This window comes from Streptomyces sp. JJ66 (assembly GCF_019303495.1).
Taxonomy (GTDB): Bacteria; Actinomycetota; Actinomycetes; order Streptomycetales; family Streptomycetaceae; genus Streptomyces.
Window position 1 is genome coordinate 70063 of record NZ_JAEVFI010000015.1, and the last position, 21861, is coordinate 91923.

Below are 21861 nucleotides of genomic sequence, written 5' to 3' on the forward strand. Positions count from 1 at the left end.
CGGCCTGTGACACCGGTCATAGGATAGTTCCGTGTGATCGAGCCGTAACATGCCCTGCATGGCTTCCACCGACCCGCCGCACGTACGGACCGCAACGCAACACCGCGGGTCCCCGGGGACGGCCCCGGCGACCGGTGCCGACGCCACCCACCCCTTGCGCACCGTCACGCTGCCCGGTCTCACCCTGGCCGTGCGCAGCCCCGCGCGGCCCCCGGGCGCACCCCGCCCGGACGCACCGCCCGCCCTGTACGTCCACGGGCTGGGCGGTTCCTCACTGAACTGGCTGGCGCTCATGAGCGAGCTGGCCGCCGACGTGGACGGGGAAGCGCTCGACCTGCCGGGGTTCGGCTACTCGCCGCCGCCCGAGGACGGCAACTACACCATCTCCGGCCACGCCCGCGCCGTCATCCGCTATCTCGACGCCACCGGACGCGGGCCGGTGCACCTGCTGGGCAACTCCCTCGGCGGCGCCGTCACCACCCGGGTCGCCGCCGCCCGGCCCGACCTGGTGCGCACCCTCACCCTGGTCGCGCCCGCCCTGCCGGAGCTGCGGCCCCAGCGCAGTGCGCTGCCCACCGGGCTGCTCGCGCTGCCCGGCGTCGTCGGCGGCTACCGGCGGCTCACCCGGGACTGGACGGCCGAACGCCGCACCCGTGCCGTGCTCGCGCTGTGCTACGGCGACCCCGGCCGCGTCACCGAACAGGACTTCACCGACGCCGTCGCCGAGTACGAGCGGCGCCTGGGCCTGCCGCACTTCTGGGACAGCCTCGCCCGCTCCGCGCGCGGCATCGTCGACGCCTACACCCTCGGCGGCCAGCACTCACTGTGGCGGCAGGCCGAACGGGTGCTCGCACCCACGCTGCTCATCTACGGCGGGCGCGACAGGCTGGTGTCCTTCCGCATGGCCCGCAAGGCCGTCCGCGCCTTCCGCTCCTCGCGGCTGGTGACCATGCCCGAGGCGGGGCATGTGCCGATGATGGAATACCCCGAGCAGGTGGCCACCGCGTTCCGGCGGCTGCTGGCCGACACCGGCACCGGCCCCGGCACCGCTCCGGCGACCGGGACCGAGCGGGACGGGGGCTGACCGCGTGGGACGTCACAGCCGACCCCGTGGCGCCGGCCGCGCCCCGCTGCCCGCAAAGCCCCGCGCGGCTCAGCCGGACGCGGCGTCCGACGCCACCCCCCGGCCCGCCGGGCGGCCGTCTCCGCCCACCGAGCAGCCTTCGCCCACTGAGCCGCGCCCGGACACCGAGCCGACGCCGGACGCCGAGCCGCCGCCGGACGCCGAGCCTGGCGGTGTCGGGGGCGGGCACGGCCAGCCCCCGCACGGGCGGCCCGCTCCCGCCCCGCACCAGACCGCGCGGCCGGGCCCGGACCGGTACGACGCGGCGGCGGGGGCGCCGGGTGGGGAGGCGGCGGGGCCGCGCCCCGAGTACGTGCGCGCCTTCGACGGCCCAGAACCGCACCCGGGTCCGCCGAACGCCCCGGACCCGGAATCCGGGGCTGGGCAGGGGACCGGGCCTGAAGCCGCCACCGAGTCCGGTTGTGCCGCCGAGCCCGCCTCTCCCGCCCCCCGGCCGGCTGCCCCGGAAGCCGGTGCCGCAGGGTCCCCGGACGCCGCTTCACCGCCCGGGCCCGTGACGCCGCGCCTGTCCACCTGGCTGCGGCTGAGCACGGGAGTGCTCGCGGCACTCGTCACCACCGTGCTGACCGTGCTGGTGGCCGGTCACGTCGCGTCCGGCGGCAGCGGGGCCGCGCCGGGCGGTGAGCAGCGCGGCAGCGACAAGCCGCCTTCCCGTGACGACCAGCGCGGACCGGCGCCCGCCGGGTCAGCCGAACCACCCGCCGAGCCGCCGCGACTGCCCTACGCGGAGCAGCTGGAGCAGCAGATCCCCCTCCCCCCGGAACTCGACGGCCCGGGCACCTTCTCGGCCGTGCCGGGACGCGCGGAGGGCTCGGGCGAGGGCGAGCCGCTCACCTACCGGGTGGACGTGGAGGACGGTCTCGGGCTCGACGCGGACTTCTTCGCCCGGGCCGTGCACACCACGCTCAACGACGAGCGCAGCTGGGCCCACGACGGGCAGCGCGATTTCGTCCGCGTCGACTCCGGCCCCGTGGACTTCGTCATGACGCTGGCCAGTCCCGCGACGACGGCCGAGTGGTGCGCCAAGTCCGGTCTCGACACCACCGTGGACAACGTCTCCTGCGACTCCGCCGCCACCGACCGGATCATGATCAACGCCTACCGGTGGGGCCAGGGTGCGGCCACCTTCGGGCCTGACCTGATGCGCGAGTACCGCGAGATGCTCATCAACCACGAGGTGGGCCACCGGCTCGGCTTCAACCACGTGGGCTGTTCGGGGGACGGCGCCCTCGCCTCGGTGATGATGCAGCAGACCAAGACGCTGACCTCCGGCGACCGCACCTGCCGCCCCAACCCCTGGCCGTTCCCGGACGCCTGAGCCCGCGCGATCCGGGGTGACGGCGCGGTGACAGCACGCTGAACGGGCGCCGTACGCAAAAGTCACGCTAGTTCACCCCTTCCGGTGGTCCGGCGGACAACCGTCCGTCGCGCCACCGCCTCCCCCGCATAGCGTCTTCCCGTTCTCACCGGCCGCCTCACGCGGCCGGACCCAGCACTGGAACGGGGGTGACGTCATGCGTGCAGCGCTGCTCACGGAGGGTGGCTATCCGTACGCGAAGGGTGAGTCAGTTCTCTGGTGCGACCGGCTGGTCCACGGGCTGCGGGGCCACGAGTTCGAGGTGTACGCGCTCAGCCGGGGGCCGCACCAGGAGGCGGCCGGATACCGTCCGCTGCCGCCGCAGGTCCGCCGGGTGCACACCGCGCCACTGTGGGGTCCGCCACCCCCCGGCGGGCGCGAGCGCCGGGCGTACGGGCGGCGCGAGCGCGCCCGCTTCGCCGAGCACTTCGCGGACCTGGCGGCCGCCTGCTGCGCCGACCCCGCCGTGGAGAGCGGCACCGGGGATGCGGGTGGGGCAGGGCTGGCGGACCGTTTCGCCAGCGGTCTGTACGGTCTCGCCGACCTCGCCGCCGACCACGGCAGGCTGCCGCTCGCCCTGGGCTCCGAGCGGGCCGTCCGCCTGCTGGAGGCCGCCTGCCGGGCCCCTGGCGCCCTGCGCACTGCACGCGTCGCCACCGTCACCGATCTGCTGGCCGTCACCGAACGCCTGGAGCGCGCGCTGCGTCCGCTCTCCCTCGGCTGGTACGGCGACGGGCGGCACGGCGCCGCTGACGGGGCGCCCGGCGCGGACGCGGGTCTGGGCCTGGCCGCCGTGGACCTGTGCCACGCCGTCGGCGCGGGCCCCTCGGTGCTGCCCGCCCTGCTCGCCCGGCGCCGCTTCGGCACCCCGCTCCTGCTCACCGAGTACGGCGTGCGGGTACGCGAGCACTACCTCACCGGAGCGGTGCGCGCCGTCGCCCCCGGCGCGGCGGCCGCACCTGTGCGCGCCCTGCTCGCCGCCTTCCAGACCCGGCTGGCCCGCGAGGCATACCGGCAGGCCGGGATCATCACTCCGGGCAACACGCACGCCCGGCGCTGGCAGGAGCGCTGCGGTGCCGACCGCGAGCGGCTGCGCACGGTCTACCCCGGCATGGACGCCCGTCCTTTCACACCCGTGCCCGAGGACCCCGGCGCGCCGGACCCCGACCCGCTGCTGGTGTGGACCGGGCGCCTGGAACCGGGCAAGGACCTCGTCGCGCTGCTGCACGCCTTCGCCGAGGTGCGCCGGGCCGTGCCGCGCGCCCGGCTCCTCATCGTCGGCACCGGCTCTGTCGGCACCGGCTCTGTCGGCACCGGCTCTGTCGGCACCGGCTCTGTCGGCAGTGGGCCGGACCGTGCCGGCTCCGGATACGCCGCGCACTGCCGCGCGCTGACCGCGCAGCTGTTCCCCGACGAGGCCGCCGACCGGCGCAGCATGGGCCGCAACCCCGTGACGTTCACCGAGGTCGGCGGCCCGGACGTGCCCCGGCTCGCCGACGCCTACGCCGCCGCCACGGTGGTGGTGCTCTCCAGCGTCATCGAAGGCTTCCCGGTGTCCCTGGTGGAGGCGATGTTCAGCGGCCGGGCGACGGTCTCCACAGACGCCGGGGCGGTGTGCGAGGTCATCGGCGGCACCGGCCTCGTCGTCCCGCCGCGCAACCCTCGGGCGCTCGCCGAGTCCTGCCTCGCCCTGCTGCGCGACCCCGCGCGCCGGGCCCGGCTCGCCGCCGCCGCCCGCGCCCGCGCGCTGGAACTGTTCACCGTGGAGCAGAACGTCCGGGCTTTCCACAGCGGCTACCTGGAGCTGATCGCCCGCCGCCGGGAAGCCGACGCGGTCGGGGACGCCGCCCCGCCGTTCGCCCGCACCGCCGAGGCCCACGTACCCGGGCGGTGGGCGTCGGGCCGGTGGACGCCGAGCCGGGTGCCGCCCGAGCGGCCCGGTCAGACGGCGGCCACCCCCAGCTGGGCGCACACCGCGCCCGCGGGCGTCGGAGCGGCCACGGGGTCGGTGGCGGGGTCGGTTGCGGGGTCGGCTGCGGGGGAGGACGCGCGGTGAGCGCCCCCGAGTACGCCCCCCGCACCGAGTACGCCCCCCAGGCGTCCCGCGACCGGGCGCGGACCGGGGGGAGTGCGGCCGGGGGCTCCGGGCGGCCCGGCGGGGTCTCGCTGGGCAAGCCCTGGGCGGACCCGGCAACGGGAGCGGGCGCGGCGCGGGGAGGGGCGCGCGGGGCGCTCGCGCGCCGGGGGCCCGCCGACCCCGTGCGGGAACTGCTGCACCGGCACCGCGAGCTGTGCGAGCACGCCGTGGACCCGCTGGAGATCGCCGCCGGTCTGGAGGCGCACGGCCTCACCGACCGCGCCGCCGCCCGGTACCGGCACCGGGACGTCTTCGCCTTGGCCGAGGAGCTGTACGCGCGCTCGCCGCGCGGCACGGAGACGGCCATGCCCGGGCCCGCGCAGGCCGAGCAGGCGTCCGGCGTGCGCCGGATCGCGCGCGGGGTCCTGTGGCTGCTGCCCGGCGCGCTGGTCACGCTCGTGGTCCTCGCCCCCGTACCAGCCGGGTGGCGGCCCGTGGCGGGGGCGCTCACCGTGCTGCTGCTCGCCGTGGTGCTGCGGGCCGCCCTGCGGGGCGTGCCACTCGGGGCGTCCGCCGTCCTCGCGGGGTGCTGGCTGGCCGCCAGCGCCGTGCTCGGCGACGGGCTCCTCGCGGCCCTGCTCAGCAAAGACCCGGCGCCGTGGGTCCGAACCGCTCCGGCCTGGGTGCCGCTGACGCTGGCCTGGGGCGCGGCCCCGGCCGGGGGCTGCGCCCGGTGGTTCGCGGTGCGCACCCGGCGGCGGCTCACCGTCAGCCGCACGCTCGGCGAGTTCGCCGGTGACGCCCGGCCCCTGCTGGCCGCCGCCGTCCTCGGGTGCGCCGCCGGGGCGCTCGCCGCGCAGGCGCTCACCCGGCAGCTGACGGCGGGCGGGACGTCCGGGCCGGCTCTGGCCGCGAGCACCGGCGTTACGGCGCTCGCGCTGCTGGGATTCGCGGCGCTGCTGCTGGCCGCGCACGGGTTCCGCCGGGCTGCCGCGCGCGGGCTCGGGGCGGCGGCCTGCGGGCAGGCGCTCGTGTTCGGCTGGGCCGCGCTCGCCCGGCTGCCGGGGTTCGGCGGGCTGAGCGGGCCGCTGGAGTGGGCCGTCGCCCGCTTCGGGGCGGCCGCGCCGTCCGCCGCCTGCCTCGTGCCCGCCGCCCTCGTCCTCCTCGCGTACGCCGCGTCCGTCCTCACCGGGGCCTCGGCGCACGCCCCCAGCACACCGGCGGCCCCGTCGCCGCACCCTCACTTCACCCACAAGGAGCACAACCGATGACCGCTCAGCACGCCGCAGGCGTCTCCCGCCGACCGGGGGAGGAAACACGATGAGGGTGCTGCTGCTCGGGGCAGGTGGCTTCCTCGGCCGCTACGTGGCCGACCGCCTGCTCGCCGATCCGGCCGTTCAGCTCACCGCGCTCGGCCGCCAGGACCACTCCGACGTCCGGTTCGACCTGTCCGACGGCAGTCCGGGAGCGCTCACCCGCTTCCTGGACGCCGTCCACCCCGGCGTCGTCATCAACTGCGCGGGCGCCATCCGGGGCGGGGCCCGCGATCTGATCCGGCACAACACGGTGAGCACCGCCACCGTCTGCGAGGCGCTGCGCCGCTCCGGCTGCACCGCGCGGCTGGTGCACGTCGGCTGCGCCGCCGAGTACGGCCCCTCCCAGCCCGGCTCGTCCACCGGTGAGGACGCGGTGCCGCGCCCCGGCGGCCCGTACGGCGTGAGCAAGCTGGCCGCCACCGAGCTGGTGCTCGGCTCCGGTCTGGACGCGATCGTGCTGCGCGTGTTCTCGCCCGCCGGGCCCGGCACCCCGGCCGGGTCGCCGCTGGGCCGGCTCGCGGAGGCGCTGCGGCGGGCCATGCAGCACGGCGACCACGAGCTGAAGCTGGGCGGGCTCGGTGTGCAGCGCGACTTCGTGGACGTCCGCGACGTGGCCCGGGCCGTGCACGCGGCCTCGCTGTCGGCGGCGCAGGGCGTGGTCAACATCGGCACCGGGCGCGCGGTGCGGCTGCGCGACGCCGTCGGCATGCTGACCCGGGTCGCCGGGTACGCCGGGGCCGTCCTGGAGGACGGGGAGCCGCACCTGGGCGCGGGTCCGGCCCAGCCGCCCTACCCCGACGGGTGCGGCGTGTGGCAGCAGGCCGACGTGCGGACCGCCCGCGACCGGCTGGGCTGGCGTCCGCGCATCGGCCTGGAGGAGTCCCTGGCGGACATCTGGATGGAGGCCGCGTGTCGCATCTGAGACCCGCCCCGGGCGCGACCGCCCCGGCCACCGGGGCGCTGGGCCTCGGCGCCCCCGGCTTCGCGCACCCGCTGCTCGCCCCCGCCGAGTGGGCCGAGCTGGCCCGCCCCGGCGCCCCGGTGCACTGGGCGGTGCTGAAGGCGCCGGTCACCGGCGGCCCCGGGGCCCGCCCCGACCCGTACTGCCTGGCCGCCGCGGCCCGGCTGCGCGACGCGGGCGTACCGCTGCTGGGACACCTGGACCTGCGGTGGGGCGCGCGTGCGGATGCGGAGGTCATCCCGGAGGCCGGACACTTCCTGGACTGGTACAGCGTGGCGGGCTTCTACCTCGACCGCGCGCCCGCCGCCCCCGACGCGCTGCCACGGACCCGGGGGACCGTGGCAGCGCTGCGGGGACGCGGCCAGGAGGCCGGGTGCCCGGTGCCGCACCTGGTACTCGGCCACGGCACCCACCCGCACCCCGGGTACGCCGGCCTCGCCGACCAGCTGGTCACCTTCCGTGGCACCTGGGCCGACTACCGCTGGTCCCAGGCGGCCCCGTGGACCGCCGACCAGCCGCCGTCCCGCTTCTGCCATCTGGTGTACGGCGTCCCGCGCGGGCACCTGGAGGAGGCCCTGCGCATCGCGCGCTGGCAGGGCGCGGGCACCGTCTTCGTCACCGATGTCCCTGGCGACTTTGGCCGCACCAGCGCGCGGCGCGGGGAGGGGCCGGGGCCGGGTGCGGGCACGGACCCGTTCGAGACGCTGCCCGGCTTCTGGGACGAGATTGTCTCGCGGATCGGAATCGCGGTCTCGGAATGAGACCGCGCGTGGCAGTGTTACGCACAGGACAACCGTTCGTACGAACCCATGCTGAGGTCTCCGTGTCGCTGCCACCGCTGGTCGAGCCAGCCGCCGAGCTCACCGTCGACGAGGTCCGCAGGTACTCGCGCCACCTGATCATCCCGGATGTGGGGATGGAGGGGCAGAAAAGGCTGAAGAACGCGAGGGTGCTGTGCGTGGGCGCCGGCGGTCTCGGCTCTCCGGCGCTGATGTACCTGGCCGCCGCGGGCGTGGGCACCCTCGGCATCGTCGAGTTCGACGAGGTGGACGAGTCCAACCTCCAGCGCCAGATCATCCACAGCCAGGCCGACATCGGCCGCCCCAAGGCCGAGTCCGCGAAGGACACGGTGCTGGGCATCAACCCGCACACCCAGGTCAACCTGCACCTGGAGCGGCTGGACTCCTCCAACGTGATGGAGCTGTTCGCGCAGTACGACCTCATCGTTGACGGCACGGACAACTTCGCCACCCGCTACCTGGTCAACGACGCCTGCGTGCTGCTGAACAAGCCCTACGTGTGGGGCTCGATCTACCGGTTCGACGGGCAGGCGTCGGTGTTCTGGAGCGAGCACGGCCCCTGCTACCGCTGCCTGTACCCCGAGCCGCCGCCGCCGGGCATGGTGCCTTCCTGCGCCGAGGGCGGCGTGCTGGGGGTGCTGTGCGCATCCATCGGCTCCATCCAGGTCAATGAGGCCATCAAGCTGCTCGCGGGCATCGGTGACCCGCTGGTCGGCCGTCTGATGATCTACGACGCCCTGGAGATGACCTACCGCCAGGTCAAGGTCCGCAAGGACCCGGAGTGCGCGGTGTGCGGCAAGAACCCCACCGTCACCGAGCTGATCGACTACGAGGCGTTCTGCGGCGTCGTCTCCGACGAGGCGCAGCAGGCCGCCGCGGGCTCCACCATCACGCCCCGGCAGCTCAAGGAGTGGATGGACGCGGGCGAGAACATCGACGTCATCGACGTCCGCGAGCCTAACGAGTACGAGATCGTCTCCATCCCCGGCGCCCGGCTCGTCCCGAAGAACGAGTTCCTGATGGGCACCGCGCTTCAGGACCTGCCGCAGGACAAGAAGATCGTCTTGCACTGCAAGACGGGTGTCCGCTCCGCGGAAGTGCTCGCGGTCCTGAAGAACGCGGGCTTCGCGGACGCGGTGCACGTCGGCAGCGGTGTCATCGGCTGGGTCAACCAGGTCGAGCCCGACAAGCCGGTGTACTGAGCCCGGCGGACCCGGGGTGGCACCAGCGCCTTCGGCCACCCCGGGCCCAGCTCACGGAGCGGGGCACTCCGTCCCGTCCTCGGGGACCTTGCCGTCCAGCAGGTAGGCGTTCACCCGGTCCTGCACGCACGGGTCGCCGCTGTGGTAGGCGCCGTGGCCCTCGCCCCGGAACGTCAGCACCACTCCGGCCTCGCCGCCGAGTGCGCGGGCCATGCGCTCGGTGCCCTCGTACGGGGTGGCCGGGTCCCCGGTGGTACCGACGAGCAGGATCGGGCCGGCCCCGGGCGCGCTCACCACCGGGTGCTCGGCCGCGCCCGCCACCGGCCACGCGTAGCAGGACAGCAGGCCCCACGCCGTCATCTCGCCGAACACCGGGGACGCCTCGCGGAACTCCGGCAGCCGCTCGCGCACGTCGGCCACCGTGTAGCGCGGCTTGCTGTCCGCGCAGCTGATCGCGGTCAGCGCCGCCTGGCTGTTGTCGTACGTTCCGTCCTCGCGCCGCCCGTTGAGCAGGTCGCTGAGCTGGAGCAGCACCGTGCCGTCCGCGTCGTCGAGCGCGTCCACCAGGCCCTCGGTGAGGATCGGCCAGAAGTCCCGCGAATACAGCGACAGCGCGATCCCGGCCGAGGCCAGGGAGGCGTTCAGCTCGCGGCCGTCCGGATCGCGGGTGGCGAGCGGCCGCTCGGCCAGCCGCTCCAGCAGGCCGACAATCGCCTGCTCACCCTGGGCGGGCGTCTGGCCGACCGGGCACTGCCCGTCCTCGTCGCACGCTTTGAGGTAGTTCGTCAGCGCGAGCTGGAACCCCTTGGTCTGGTTCAGCGTCGAGGTGGCCGGGTCCAGCGTCGGATCGACGACCGCGTCGAACACCGCGCGGCCCACGTTGCCCGGATAGTGGTGCGCGTACACCCCGCCCAGCTCGGTGCCGTAGGAGACGCCGAAGTAGTACAGCACGTCGTCGCCGAGCACCTGCCGCAGCAGGTCCAGGTCGTGTGCGGTGTCCACGGTTCGCAGGTGCGGCAGGATCACCCCGGAGTTCGCCTGGCACGCCCGCGCGTAGGCCGCCTGCTGCTCCAGGTACGCGTCGGTGGTGGCTTCCGTCCGCGGGATCGCGGCCTGCTGGTAGTAGGCGTCCAGCTGCGCGTCCGTCAGACAGCGCACGCCCTGGCTGCGGGCGACGCCGCGTGGGTCAAAGCTCACCAGGTCGTAGCGCTCGTGCAGCGCGGCGAACTGCGCGCCGGACACCGGCAGCGTCGAGACCCCGGAACCGCCGGGGCCGCCGAAGTTGAACACCAGCGAGCCGATGCGGTCCTCACCTGAAGCCTGCGAGCGGGCGCGCACGAGCGCGATGCCGATCCGCTCGCCCTCCGGCTCCTGGTAGTCCAGCGGTGCCCGCAGCGTCGCGCACTGCCACGAGGTGCCGTCCGGCATCGGCTGCGGCGGGCTCGGCGGGCCGCCCGCCCCGTACTCCGGCGCCGGGGGACAGGCGCGCCAGGTCAGCTCCTGCCCGGTCAGCGACGTCGGCAGCTGGGGTGCGGGCGGTGGGCTCGGCTGCTGGCGGGCCGCCGGCCGGGCGGGCTGGCCGCCGCCACCGCCCGGCGCCTGGCTTCCGGCACATCCCCCGGCGGTCACGGTACCGACGGTGAGCACGACGGCGGCCAGGGCCATACCCCGGCGGACGGCTGCGGACATGGCGCCTCCCTGCGATGGGAATGACTGCCATGGTCGGCAGCGTCCGCCGACGCCGCCCGCCGCGCGAGTCCGTTCGGGTGAGCGAGCGCCGGGCGGGACGGGTCGCTCAGAGCGCCTTGCGCTGGGTCAGGCGGGAGAACGCCAGCCAGCCGGGGAGCACGGGGAGCCAGAACGTCAGGGTGCGGAACAGGAGCACCGCCGAGGTGGCCACCGCGTTGTCCACCCCGCCGAGCGTGGTGAGGCCCGCGATGAGCGCGATCTCCACCGCCCCGATGCCGCCCGGTGTCGGAGCCGCCGAGCCCAGGGCGTTGCCCGCCATGAAGACGACCGCCACCACGGCGAACCTGGGGTCCCCGCCGAAGGCACGGATCGAGGCGTCCAGGCACACCACGAACGCCAGCGTGATCAGCAGCATGCCGCCGATGCCGCTGGCCAGCTTGGTGGGCCGCTGCACCACGTCCAGCATGCGCGGCACGACTCCGGCGAACAGCGCGCGCAGCCGGGTGGAGGCGAACCGGCGCAGCGGCGGGATCGCGGAGACGATGAGGACCAGCACCGCCACCGCCAGCAGACCGGCGATCACCGTGCGGGAGGGCGGGATGGACGGCGCCTGCTCCTTGCCGGTGATGTAGCCGAACGACAGCAGCAGCATGATGTGCACGCCCAGCATGAACAGCTGCGAGGCGCCCACACTGGCCACCGCGTGCCCCGGCCGCACCCCGGCCCGCTGGAGGAACCGCGTGTTCAGCGCGACGCCGCCGACCGCCGCCGGGGCCACCAGCTTCACGAACGAACCCGCCACCTGCGCCTGCACGGTGCGCCAGAACGGCACCCGCTCGGGGACGAAACCCAGCAGCGCCAGCGCGGCGGCGAGGTAACTCAGCACCGAGGCGCCCGCCGCGAGCGCCACCCAGCCCCAGTGCGCCTCGGTGAAGACGTCCAGGGGGTTGGCGTGGGTGATCTGCGAGATCAGGAAGTAGGCGGCGAACGCGCCCGCGATGAAGGAGATCAGCGTGCGCGGCCGGATGCGCTCCAGCCGCACCGGCGTCACCGGCGCCTGCGGCCGTATGCGCAGCACCTCCTGGCGGATCTGGGCGAGCAGGTCCTCCTCACGGTTCTCCTCCAGGGCCTGCTCGACGGCCTCGTGCTCGGCCCGCTCCACCCGGGCCCGCTCGGCCCGGTCCCGCTTGGCCCCGGAGGCCGCCGCGGGCTGGGCCTCCTCTGCCTGGGTGTCTGTCTGCGCGTCCCGCGCCTCGCGGTGCGCCCTGGCCACCTCCAGTACCAGCTCCCGCTCCCGCTCGGCACGCTCGCGGGCCCGCTGCTTGAGGATCTGCCGGGTGCCCCGGCTGAGCGCGAGCGGCTGGAGCAGCGGCAGGCTGTCGGCCACGGCGTCCGGCCCCAGCACCCCCACCGCCGCCCGCACCGCCCGCTCGGCGCCGGCGCGGAGCCCGAACGTCGTCAGCAGCTGGGCGACGTCCATGCGCAGGCTGATGTCCCCGGCCGCGATCTCCCCGCCACGCAGGTCGGTCAGGAAGACGGCGCCACCGCCGTCCACCAGCAGCGCCGAGCCGCCCAGCCTGCGGTGCGCGATACGCCGCGACTGCAACGCCCGCACCTGCTCCCACGCGGCCCGCATCAGCGCGTCGGTGACCTCCTCGTCTGGCAACCCGTCCAGCGGACGGCCGCCGATGTGCTCGTAGACGAGCATCACCGCGTCCGGTCCCAGCTCGGAGGTGGCGATCAGCTTGGGCGCGTTCGCCCCGGCCGCGATCGCCGCGTAGGCCAGCAGTGCCTCCTGCTCCAGCGCCTGCCGCAGCGACTGGAGCTGCCGCCGCTGGGTGATGCCGCGCAGCGCCAGCCGCCGCCAGGCCCGGTAGAAGTAGCCGTGCGCCTGCTGCTCGCGATCGACGATCGTGACGTCCAGCGGCGGGCCGGTCTCCAGCGTCACCAGGTAACGGCGACCCCGGTCGCTGTCGGTCACCCCGTCCTCGGCGCGCACCGCCGACACCGGCGCGAACCCGACCCGGCGCAGGCCCGCGAGCAGGTTCTGCCCCGTCGGCCGGACGTTGGGCGAACCGACGGCGTACACCGTCCCGTAGGCCACGCTCCAGCCGATCAGCACCGTCAGCACGATGGCCAGCGAGGTGGTGTAGCCGCTGATCAGCACCGCGAGCGCGTCGGTCAGCAGCACCACCCACAGCAGCACCCGCCAGCGCGGGCGGCGCGCCATGCCGACGGCCGTCATGTAGGCGATGACCGGGCCGAGGTAGTTGTGCACCGGGTCGGTCAGACCGCCACCGGGCGCCACCTTGGTGAACGCGTCCTGGATCGGCGCCGGAGCCGCCTCGGCGATCCACAGCGCGGCGGTGAGCGAGACGCCGTGTGCCAGGACGGCGGCCAGCACGCCGTCAGCGATGCGCAGTCCGTCGCGTTTGATCAGCCGCTCGATGGCGAAGGCGACGGGCACCAGCAGCACCGCGATGCTGGAGACCACCCCGGCGATGCTGATCACCAGCGGCGGTGCCTGGTCGGCGCCCTTGCCGATGTCCTGCTCGATCCCGGCGGTCGTCGCGTGCGCGAAGTAGGCGATGCCCAGGACGACGACGATGCCGAACGCGCCGAGCAGCATGCGCAACAGGTCCGAGGGGCGGTGCACGCGGGCCGACAGCAGCGGCTCGTCGCTCTCCAGCTGCTCGGCCTGGTCCGGATCGTCTGCCTCGTGCGGGCGTACCGCCGTGCGCAGCCGCCGTCTGCGGGCGAGCGGGCTGTGCCGGGGTCCGTCCACCGGGGCGGGCTGCTGGGCGGGGCGTTCGCCGGGGCGGCCTTCGGCTCCGGACGCGGCGGGCTGGTCGGCGCTCTCGCAGACGTCCCCCGGGGCCTCACCGGGAGACGCGGCGCCGGTGGGCGCGGGAGGCTCAGCCGGTGACGGGGCCGGAGCAGGGCCGTCGGCCGGGGTGCGGGGAGTGTCGCCGTCCGCCGTGTCGGGGTGCGCGGCACCGGCCGGGGGACTCTCCCCCTGAGGGGACGTTCCGCCCGGCTGATGCCCGGATTGCTCTTCTCGATCCCGTATCACGCGTCACCGCCCGAACGATGGTGGCATGCGTGCGCCGTCCGGGGCCGCATCAGGGTCCCCCTCCCGCCGGGGGTGTGATGTTCCCGACGTCCGGGTACCCCGCTGCGGCTGGCTCCGGTGCGGTGGGCGGGGCGCGGATGTCCGAGGCGTGCGGCACGATGACCGCCATGGATGACGCGGCTGAGGACCACCAGGCGGCGGGCGGCCACGAGGGGCGCGGCCGGGCGGCGGTACGCCGCCAGGCGGCGGTACGCGGCCACGACGCGGCGTCCGGCGTCGAGCGGCTGCCGGAGTACGCCGAGCGGGTGCTGGAGCTCGCGGAGCTGATCCCGCCCGGCCGGGTGCTGACCTACGGCGACGTCGCCCGGCTGCTGCGCGAGGAGCAGGCCGAGCGGGACGGCACGCCGTACATACCCGGCGCCCCCGTGCCCCCCGGCTCCGGCGGGCCGCGCCAGGTCGGCACCGTCATGGCCCGCTACGGCTCCGCGGCGCCGTGGTGGCGCGTGGTGCGGGCCGACGGCGTGCTGTTGCCCGGCAGCGAACAGCGGGCGCTTGGCCACTACCGCGCCGAGGGCACCCCGCTGCGCGCCGCCGCCGTCCACGGCGCACCGCCCCGGCTCGATCTGCGCCGGGCCCGCTGGCAGGGCGCGCACGCGGGCGCGCCGGAGCGGGGCCGCCGCTGAGCGCACCGCACGGCGGAGCGCGCGTCGGCCACGGGGGCAGGAGCCGTTCACACTGACCAGCTTCCGTCATGGCGCGCCGGAGCCTGCGGCGCGCGGGCGGCGTGGGAGACCCAGCAGGAGGCCCAGGGGGCCACGGAGACCACCGGGACCGCCTGCGGCTCGGGTGCCCCGTGGCGTACCGTCTGCACCACCCAGCACAGACCCCAGGACCGGCCATCCACGTGAGTTCCTCCCACAAGTCCGATACGTACCGTCTGGTGCGCACCCCGCCGGGCCGGGTGCGTGTCCCTGCCTTGGACGCAGGCCAGCGCGGCGTGGTTGACCACGACCGGGGCCCGCTGCTGGTCCTGGCCGGGCCGGGCACGGGCAAGACGACGACGCTGGTGGAAGCCGTCGCCGAACGCGTGCGCCGTGGCGCCGACCCCGAACGCGTCCTGGTGCTCACCTTCAGCCGCAAGGCCGCCGTCGAGCTGCGCGACCGCATGGCCGCCCGGCTGCCCGGCACCGCGCCCCAGGCCACCACCTTCCACTCCTACTGCTACGCCCTCGTCCGCGCCCACCAGGACGCCGAACTGTTCTCCCAGCCGCCGCGCCTGCTCACCGGCCCGGAGCAGGACCTGCACATCCGCGACCTGCTGGCCGGGCACGCGGAGGGGCTGGTACCCGGACCGGGCTGGCCGCGGGAGCTGCGCGCCTGCCTGACGACGCGCGGCTTCGCCGACGAGGTGCGCGCCGTGCTCGCCCGCAGCCGCGAACTGGGCCTGGGACCCGCCGCGCTGGCCGCCTTCGCCGAGCGTGCGGGCCGCCCCGACTGGTCCGCCGCCGCCCGCTTCCTCGCCGAGTACCTCGACGTGCTCGACCACCAGGGTGTCCTGGACTACGCCGAACTGGTGCACCGCGCCGTCCTGCTCGCCGAGGACACCGGCCCGCAGGGCGCCGCCGCCCACCTCGCCGGTGCCTACGACGCCGTGTTCGTCGACGAGTACCAGGACACCGACCCGGCGCAGGTCCGGCTGCTGCGCGCGCTCGCCCCGCCCGGCAGCCCGCGCACGCTCGTCGCCTTCGGCGACCCCGACCAGTCGATCTACGCCTTCCGTGGCGCCGACGTGAACGGCATCCTCGACTTCGCCGCCGCCTTCCCCGGTGCCCGTACCGCCGTGCTGCGCACCAACCGCCGCAGTGGCGCCGACCTGCTCGCCGCCACCCGCCACGTCACCGCCCGCATGCCGCTGCCCCGGCTGCCCGCCGCCGCCGTCCGCGCCCACCGCGAACCCGTGGCCGCACGCCCCGGCGGCCGGGTGGAGGCCCACGCCTACGGCACCCCGGGCGCGCAGACCGCGGGCATCGCCGACCTGCTGCGCCGCGCCCACCTGGCGGACGGCGTGCGGTGGTCGGACATGGCCGTCCTGGTACGGGCCGGTGCCGCGCTGCCCGGTCTGCGCCGCGCGCTCACCTCGGCCGGTGTCCCGGTCGATGTCTCCGGCGACGATCTGCCCCTGCGCCGGGAACCAGCCGTCGCCCCCCTGCTGACCGCCCTCCGCACCGTCGCCACCACCCCGGCGCCGGGGACGGCTGCTACCGCGCCTGACACCTCCGGAGCGTCCGGCGAGGGCGCGTTTGACGACGGCACCTTCAACGCCGACGCGTCCGGCGAGGCCGCCTGGCGGCTGGACCCCGACACCGCACTCACCCTGCTCAGCTCACCGCTGGGGGGCATGGACGCCGCCGACCTGCGCCGCCTGGGCCGCGCCCTGCGCGAGGAGGAACGCGCGGCAGGCCGTGCGGTGCCGCGACCCTCCGGCGTGCTGCTCGCCGAGGCGCTGGCCGAACCGCAGCGCCTGGTCGCCCACGACCCCGCCTACGCCGCCGGTGCCCAGCGGCTCGGCCTGCTGCTGCGCAAGACGCGCGAACTGCTCGCCGGAGGCGGCACCGCCGAGGCCGCCCTGTGGGAGCTGTGGGACGGAACGCCGTGGCCGCAGCGGCTGGAACGCGCCGCCCAGCGCGGTGGCGCCGCGGGCCGCCACGCCGACCGTGACCTGGACGCGGTGTGCGCCCTGTTCGACGCCGCCGCCCGCGCCGAGGAACGCACCGGCGGCCGGGGCGCGCTGAACTTCCTCGCCGAACTGGAGTCCCACGACATCGCGGCCGACACCCTCGCCGGCCGCGCCGTCCGCCCCGACGCCGTGCGCCTGATGACCGCGCACCGCAGCAAGGGCCTGGAGTGGCGGCTCGTCGTGGTCGCCGGTCTCCAGGAAAGGCTCTGGCCCGACCTGCGGCGGCGTGGCTCCCTGCTGGAGGCCGACCGCATCGGCCGCGACGGCCTGGCCGAACCGCTCCCGCCCGGCGCGCTGCTCGCGGAGGAGCGGCGGCTGTTCTACGTCGCCGCCACCCGCGCGAAGGAACGCCTGGTGGTCACCGCCGTCCAGTCCGCCACCGACGATGGCGACCAGCCGTCCCGGTTCCTCACCGAACTCGGCGTCACCCCGCGCGAGATCCAGGGCCGCCCCCGGCGCCCGCTGTCGGTCGCCGGGCTTGTCGCCGAGCTGCGCGCCACCACCGTCGATCCGGCCGCGAGCCCCGCCCTGCGGGAGGCCGCCGCCCGCCGCCTGGCCCACCTGGCGTCGCTGCGGGACGACGACGGCGCCCCCCTCGTGCCCGCCGCGCACCCCCAGCGCTGGTGGGGCCTGGCCGAGCCGACCCACTCCCCGGTGCCGCTGCGCGACCCGGAGCAGCCCGTCGCCCTGTCCGGCAGCGCGCTCGGCCAGCTCGCCGACGGCTGCTCCCTGCAGTGGTTCCTCGGCCGCGAGGTGAAGGCCGACGCTCCCGCCACCGCCGCGCAGGGCTTCGGCAACGTGCTGCACGTCCTGGCCGACGAGGTCGCCTCCGGCACCACGCCCGCCGACCTGGACGTGCTGCTCGCACGCCTGGACTCGGTGTGGGACGCGCTGGCCTTCGAGGCCCCGTGGAAGTCGCGCCAGGAGAAGGACCACGCCCGCGCCGCGCTGGAACGCTTCCTGCGCTGGCACGTACTCGACCGTGGCGGGCGGACACCGGTCGCCAGCGAACACGGCTTCGACGTCACCCTCGGCGCCGGGGACATCCGCGTCCGGGTGCGCGGCAGCGTGGACCGCGTCGAGCAGGACGCCGAAGGCCGCCTCTACGTCGTTGACTTCAAAACCGGCCGCGCCAAGCCGACCGGCCGCGAGGTCGAGCGGCACCCGCAGCTGGCCGTGTACCAGCTCGCGCTCGGCGAGACCGGTACCCCCGGCGGGGCGGAACTGGTGCACCTGCGCCTGGGCGCGCCCCAGGCGCAGGGCGGCGAGGCCCTGCCCACCGTCCAGCGCCAGCAGCCCCTGCCAGAGCCGGCGCCCGACACCTGGATCGCCGACCTCCTGGCCACCGCCGCCGGACGCGTCCTGGACGAGCGCTTCACCCCGTCCCCCGGCCGCCACTGCACCACCTGCGCTTTCCGCCCCGCCTGCACCGCCCACCCCGAAGGCCGCCACCTCGTGGAGTGAGCCGCACGCCAGGATGCCCGTGGCCCCCACGCCCCACAGGGCGGGAGCGGGCGCCCGGCGGGTCAGCGGCAACCGCTAGCGTTCTCCTCCGTGACCGCACGGCTCGACCACCCCACCCAGCTCACCGACCTGCTCGGCATCCCCTTCACCGCCGAGCAGCTGGCGTGCGCCACCGCGCCCCTGGCCCCGCAGGTCATCGTTGCCGGAGCCGGCTCCGGCAAGACGACGGTGATGGCCGCCCGCGTCGTCTGGCTGGTCGGGACCGGCCAGGTCGCACCCGACCGCGTGCTGGGCCTGACATTCACCAACAAGGCCGCCGGTGAGCTGGCCGACCGCGTCCGCCGCGCCCTGACCCGCGCCGGTGTCCTGGACCCCGACCCCGCCACCGGTGCGGACGACCCGGGCGAGCCGGACATCTCCACCTACCACGCCTTCGCGGGCCGCCTGCTGACCGAGCACGGCCTGCGCCTGGGCGTCGAACCCACCGCGCGCCTGCTCGCCGACGCCACCCGCTTCCAGCTCGCCGCCTCCGTCCTGCGCGCCGCGCCCGGCCCGTTCCACGCGCTCACCCAGAGCCTCAGCGCACTCGTGGAAGGCGTGCTCGCGCTGGACGCCGAACTGTGCGAACACCTCCTGCCGCCCGAGCGGCTGCGCGCACACGACACCGGACTGCTCGCCCGCCTCGACGGCGTCCCGCTGACGAACGCCGCGCTGCGCGCCGTCCCGCAGGCCGCCCGCGGACGCCTGGAGCTGCTGGACGTGGTGGAGGCGTACCGCGCCCGCAAGCGCGAGCGCGACCTCGTTGACTTCGGCGACCAGATCGCCCTCGCCGCCCGCCTGGCCCGCGACTTCCCCGAGGTCGGCCGGGCGCTGCGCGAGAGTTACGCGGTGGTGCTGCTGGACGAGTACCAGGACACCTCCGTCGCCCAGCGCGTGCTGCTCGCGGGCCTGTTCGGCGGCGGCACCGGGCACCCCGTCACCGCCGTCGGCGATCCGTGCCAGGCCATCTACGGCTGGCGCGGCGCGTCCGTCGCCAACCTCGACGACTTCCCCGAGCACTTCCCGCACCCCGACGGCCGCCCGGCCGCCCGGTACGCGCTGAGCGAGAACCGGCGCAGCGGCGGCCGGCTGCTGACGCTCGCCAACACCCTGGCCGCCCCGCTCCGCGCCCGGCACGACGGCGTCCACGCGCTGCGTCCGGCCCCCGGCGCCGAGCTGGCGGGCCGCGTGCGCTGCGCCCTGCTGGACACCCACGCCGGGGAACTGACCTGGCTGGCCGACTCCCTCGCCCACCTGGTCGCCACCGGTACCCCGCCCGGCGAGATCGCCGTACTGTGCCGCGGCGCCGCCGACTTCGCCCCGCTGCACGCCGCGCTCGTCGCCCGGGAGCTGCCGGTGGAGGTCGTGGGCCTGTCCGGCCTGCTGCACCTGCCGGAGATCGCCGACCTCGTCGCCACCTGCGAAGTGCTCCAGGACCCCACGGCCAACGCCGCGCTCGTCCGCCTGCTCACCGGCCCGCGCTGGCGCATCGGCCACCGCGACCTGGCGCTGCTGGGCCGCCGCGCCCGCCTGCTGACCGGCCGGGGCCGTCCCCCCGGGGAGGGTGACGCCGACGCCCGGCTGGCCGCCGCCGTCGAAGGCACCGACCCGGCCGAGACCATCTCCCTGGCCGACGCGCTCGACACCTTCCTCGACTCCGGCGGCACCGACGACGGCCAGCCGTTCTCCGCCGAGGCCCGGGTGCGCTTCGCCCGGCTCGCCGCCGAGATCCGCGACCTGCGCCGCTCGCTCGCCGACCCGCTGATGGACGTGCTGCACCGGGTGCTGGCCGTCACCGGTCTGGAGGTGGAACTGGCGGCGTCCCCCACGGCGCTGGCCGCCCGCCGCCGCGAGACGCTGGGCACCTTCCTCGACCTGGCCGCGGGCTTCGTCTCCCCGGACGGTGAGACGACGCTGCTGGCCTTCCTCGCCTTCCTGCGCACCGCCGTCCAGTACGAGAAGGGGCTGGACAGCTCGCTGCCGGGCGGCGAGAACACGGTGAAGGTGCTCACCGCGCACAAGTCCAAGGGGCTGGAGTGGGACGTCGTCGCCGTGCCGGGCCTGGTCAAGGGCCAGTTCCCCAGCGAACGCGGCCAGGACTCCTGGCTCACCCAGCCAGCCGTGCTGCCCCACCCCCTGCGCGGCGACGCTGCCACCCTGCCCCAGCTCACCGGCTGGACGGCCAAGGACCGTACCGCCTACGACGCCGCCGCCAAGGATCACCAGGCCACCGAGGAACTGCGCCTGGGCTACGTCACCTTCACCCGGCCCCGCTCGCTGCTGCTGGCCTCCGGACACTGGTGGGGGCCCAGCCAGAAGAAGCCCCGCGGCCCGTCGCGGTTCCTGAGCGCCGTCCGCGAGCACGTGGAGGCCGACCCGGCGCACGGCGAGGTGGAGGCGTGGGCACCGCCGCCCCAGGACGGCGCGCAGAACCCGGCGCTGGCCGCACCGCAGGAGGACCTGGTGTGGCCGCTGCCGCTGGACGAGGCCGCACTGGCCCGCCGCCGCGCCGCGGCCGACACCGTGCGCGCCCACCTCACCGGCTCCCCGGCCGTCCCCGCCCAGGCCACCGCGCCCCCACCCGGGGACGGCGCACCCCCCCGCCCCGTCCCCGCCCAGCCCGGGCCGCCCGAGCCCGAGGCCGGGCTGACGCCGCAGGAGCGGCGGCTGGCCGCGTCCTGGGACCGCGACGCGGCCGCGCTCACCGAAGAACTGCGCCGCGCCCGCCGCACCGTGCGCGAGGTGGAACTGCCCGCCACGCTCACCGCCTCCCAGCTGCTGCGCCTGGCCGCCGACCCCGCCCAGTTCGCCCGCGACCTGGTGCGTCCCATGCCGCACCCGCCCCGGCCCGCCGCCGCCCGGCGCGGCACCCGCTTCCACGCCTGGGTCGAGTCCCGGTTCGAGTCCCGGTTCGAGGAGCAGGCGCTGCCGATGCTGGGCCCCGAGGACCTTCCGGGCACGGGCGACGAACCGGGCGCCGAGATCACCGACGAGCGCGACCTGGCCGCGCTGAAGGAAGCCTTCGACCGCACCCCCTACGCCCGGCGCACCCCCCACCGGGTGGAGGCACCGTTCCAGCTGGAGCTGGGCGGGCGCGTCATCCGGGGCCGCATCGACGCCGTCTACCAGGACGCCGACGGCTTCGAGATCATCGACTGGAAGACCGGCCGCAGCCCGGACGCCGACCCACTCCAGCTCGCCCTCTACCGCCTGGCCTGGGCCGAACAGCACGGCCTGCCACCCGACGCCGTACGGGCCGCGTTCCTGCACGTGCGCACCGGCCGCATCGTTCGCCCCCACCCGCTGCCCGGCCGGGCCGAGCTGGAACGCCTGCTCCTGAGCGACGACGTCTCCCGGGAGGCGTCCGCGCGGGCCGGTGAGCGGCCTCGATAGGCTCGTAGGCATGAGTCCCGCCCCGGACAGCGCCGTCCGCGATCACGTCGCAGCTCACGCCACCGCCTTCCTGGCCGACCTCACCGACTGGCTGCGCATCCCGTCGGTCTCCGCCGAGCCCGAGCGGGCCGGGGACGTGCGGCGCAGCGCCCAGTGGCTGGCCGAGCGCCTGCGCGCGACGGGTTTCCCCGTGGCAGAGGTGTGGGAAACCCCGGGCCTCCCGGCCGTCTTCGCCCAGTGGCCCTCCGCCGACCCCGACGCCCCCACCGTGCTCGTCTACGGCCACCACGACGTGCAGCCCGCCGACCGCGCCGACGGCTGGACCCACGACCCCTTCGACCCCACCGAACGCGACGGCCGCCTCTACGCACGCGGCGCCGCCGACGACAAGGGCCAGGTGTGGATGCACACCCTGGGACTGCGCGCGCACCTCGCCGCCACCGGCCGCACCGCCCCGGCCGCCGACCTGCGCGACGTCCTGGACGCCCCGGTCCTCTTCCTCGGCGTTTCCGTACCCTCGGACGGCTGGCACGCCCCGAACGAGAAGGCCGAGCTGGCCCTGCTGCGCAAGGGCGCCGAAGCCGTCGCCCACCTGTGGGACGACCTCCC

12 protein-coding genes and 1 pseudogene are annotated in these 21861 nt (G+C 76.0%); 11 read left to right on the plus strand and 2 right to left on the minus strand.

Going from position 1 to position 21861, the window contains the following annotated elements; all coding sequences use genetic code 11:
* The first annotated feature begins 58 nt into the window (after positions 1 to 58).
* The 7 genes from JJV70_RS12815 (at position 59) to moeZ (ending at position 8857) form a co-directional block, all read left to right on the plus strand.
* Positions 59 to 1084, plus strand: coding sequence for an alpha/beta fold hydrolase (locus JJV70_RS12815; protein ID WP_219047998.1), 1026 nt, complete (start codon positions 59 to 61; stop codon positions 1082 to 1084).
* A 553-nt stretch (positions 1085 to 1637) separates the two neighbouring features.
* Positions 1638 to 2462, plus strand: a complete 825-nt coding sequence (locus tag JJV70_RS22745; RefSeq protein WP_308294802.1) for a DUF3152 domain-containing protein — start codon at positions 1638 to 1640, stop codon at positions 2460 to 2462.
* A 196-nt stretch (positions 2463 to 2658) separates the two neighbouring features.
* Positions 2659 to 4557, plus strand: a complete 1899-nt coding sequence (locus tag JJV70_RS12825; RefSeq protein WP_219048000.1) for a glycosyltransferase — start codon at positions 2659 to 2661, stop codon at positions 4555 to 4557.
* Positions 4554 to 5849, plus strand: coding sequence for a hypothetical protein (locus JJV70_RS12830; RefSeq protein ID WP_219048001.1), 1296 nt, complete (start codon positions 4554 to 4556; stop codon positions 5847 to 5849). Before JJV70_RS12825 ends, JJV70_RS12830 begins: the two co-directional genes overlap by 4 nt.
* 49 nt (positions 5850 to 5898) lie before the next feature.
* Positions 5899 to 6816 (plus strand): NAD-dependent epimerase/dehydratase family protein, encoded by a 918-nt coding sequence (locus JJV70_RS12835; RefSeq protein ID WP_219048002.1) that lies wholly within the window; start codon positions 5899 to 5901, stop codon positions 6814 to 6816.
* The gene (locus JJV70_RS12840; RefSeq protein ID WP_219048003.1) at positions 6804 to 7616 is read left to right on the plus strand and encodes a spherulation-specific family 4 protein; all 813 of its coding nucleotides are present in this window, start codon (positions 6804 to 6806) and stop codon (positions 7614 to 7616) included. The genes JJV70_RS12835 and JJV70_RS12840 overlap by 13 nt, the downstream gene beginning before the upstream one ends.
* A 62-nt stretch (positions 7617 to 7678) precedes the next feature.
* Entirely contained in the window at positions 7679 to 8857 is a 1179-nt protein-coding gene (gene moeZ / locus JJV70_RS12845) for an adenylyltransferase/sulfurtransferase MoeZ (RefSeq protein WP_219048004.1), read from the plus strand.
* Between the two features lie 51 nt (positions 8858 to 8908).
* On the opposite strand, the gene JJV70_RS12850 is transcribed toward moeZ, so the two are convergent.
* Positions 8909 to 10546, minus strand: coding sequence for an alpha/beta hydrolase (locus JJV70_RS12850; protein WP_219048005.1), 1638 nt, complete (start codon positions 10544 to 10546; stop codon positions 8909 to 8911).
* A 106-nt stretch (positions 10547 to 10652) separates the two neighbouring features.
* Positions 10653 to 13619 (minus strand): lysylphosphatidylglycerol synthase domain-containing protein, encoded by a 2967-nt coding sequence (locus JJV70_RS12855; RefSeq protein ID WP_374227289.1) that lies wholly within the window; start codon positions 13617 to 13619, stop codon positions 10653 to 10655.
* A gap of 167 nt (positions 13620 to 13786) precedes the next feature.
* Between JJV70_RS12855 and JJV70_RS12860 the strand changes: the two genes are divergently transcribed.
* The 4 genes and pseudogenes from JJV70_RS12860 to JJV70_RS12875 all read left to right on the plus strand — a co-directional run.
* The gene (locus JJV70_RS12860; RefSeq protein ID WP_219048006.1) at positions 13787 to 14302 is read left to right on the plus strand and encodes an MGMT family protein; all 516 of its coding nucleotides are present in this window, start codon (positions 13787 to 13789) and stop codon (positions 14300 to 14302) included.
* A gap of 221 nt (positions 14303 to 14523) precedes the next feature.
* On the plus strand, positions 14524 to 17820 hold the full coding sequence (locus tag JJV70_RS12865) for an ATP-dependent helicase (RefSeq protein ID WP_374227290.1): 3297 nt from the start codon (positions 14524 to 14526) through the stop codon (positions 17818 to 17820).
* 90 nt (positions 17821 to 17910) lie between these two features.
* Complete coding sequence (locus JJV70_RS12870) at positions 17911 to 21252, plus strand: ATP-dependent DNA helicase (RefSeq protein ID WP_219048008.1); 3342 nt, start codon at positions 17911 to 17913, stop codon at positions 21250 to 21252.
* Positions 21253 to 21262: 10 nt separating this feature from the next.
* Positions 21263 to 21736 (plus strand): annotated as a pseudogene (locus tag JJV70_RS12875) (M20/M25/M40 family metallo-hydrolase); the annotation flags it as partial.
* Positions 21737 to 21861 lie beyond the last annotated feature (125 nt).

Bases quoted from the DNA above. Each gene is read 5' to 3' on its own strand.
- JJV70_RS12860 (WP_219048006.1), top strand. From the start codon at position 13,787: ATGGATGACGCGGCTGAGGACCACCAGGCGGCGGGCGGCCACGAGGGG.
- JJV70_RS12815 (WP_219047998.1), top strand. From the start codon at position 59: ATGGCTTCCACCGACCCGCCGCACGTACGGACCGCAACGCAACACCGC.
- JJV70_RS12850 (WP_219048005.1), bottom strand. From the start codon at position 10,546: ATGTCCGCAGCCGTCCGCCGGGGTATGGCCCTGGCCGCCGTCGTGCTC.
- JJV70_RS12825 (WP_219048000.1), top strand. From the start codon at position 2,659: ATGCGTGCAGCGCTGCTCACGGAGGGTGGCTATCCGTACGCGAAGGGT.
- JJV70_RS12835 (WP_219048002.1), top strand. From the start codon at position 5,899: ATGAGGGTGCTGCTGCTCGGGGCAGGTGGCTTCCTCGGCCGCTACGTG.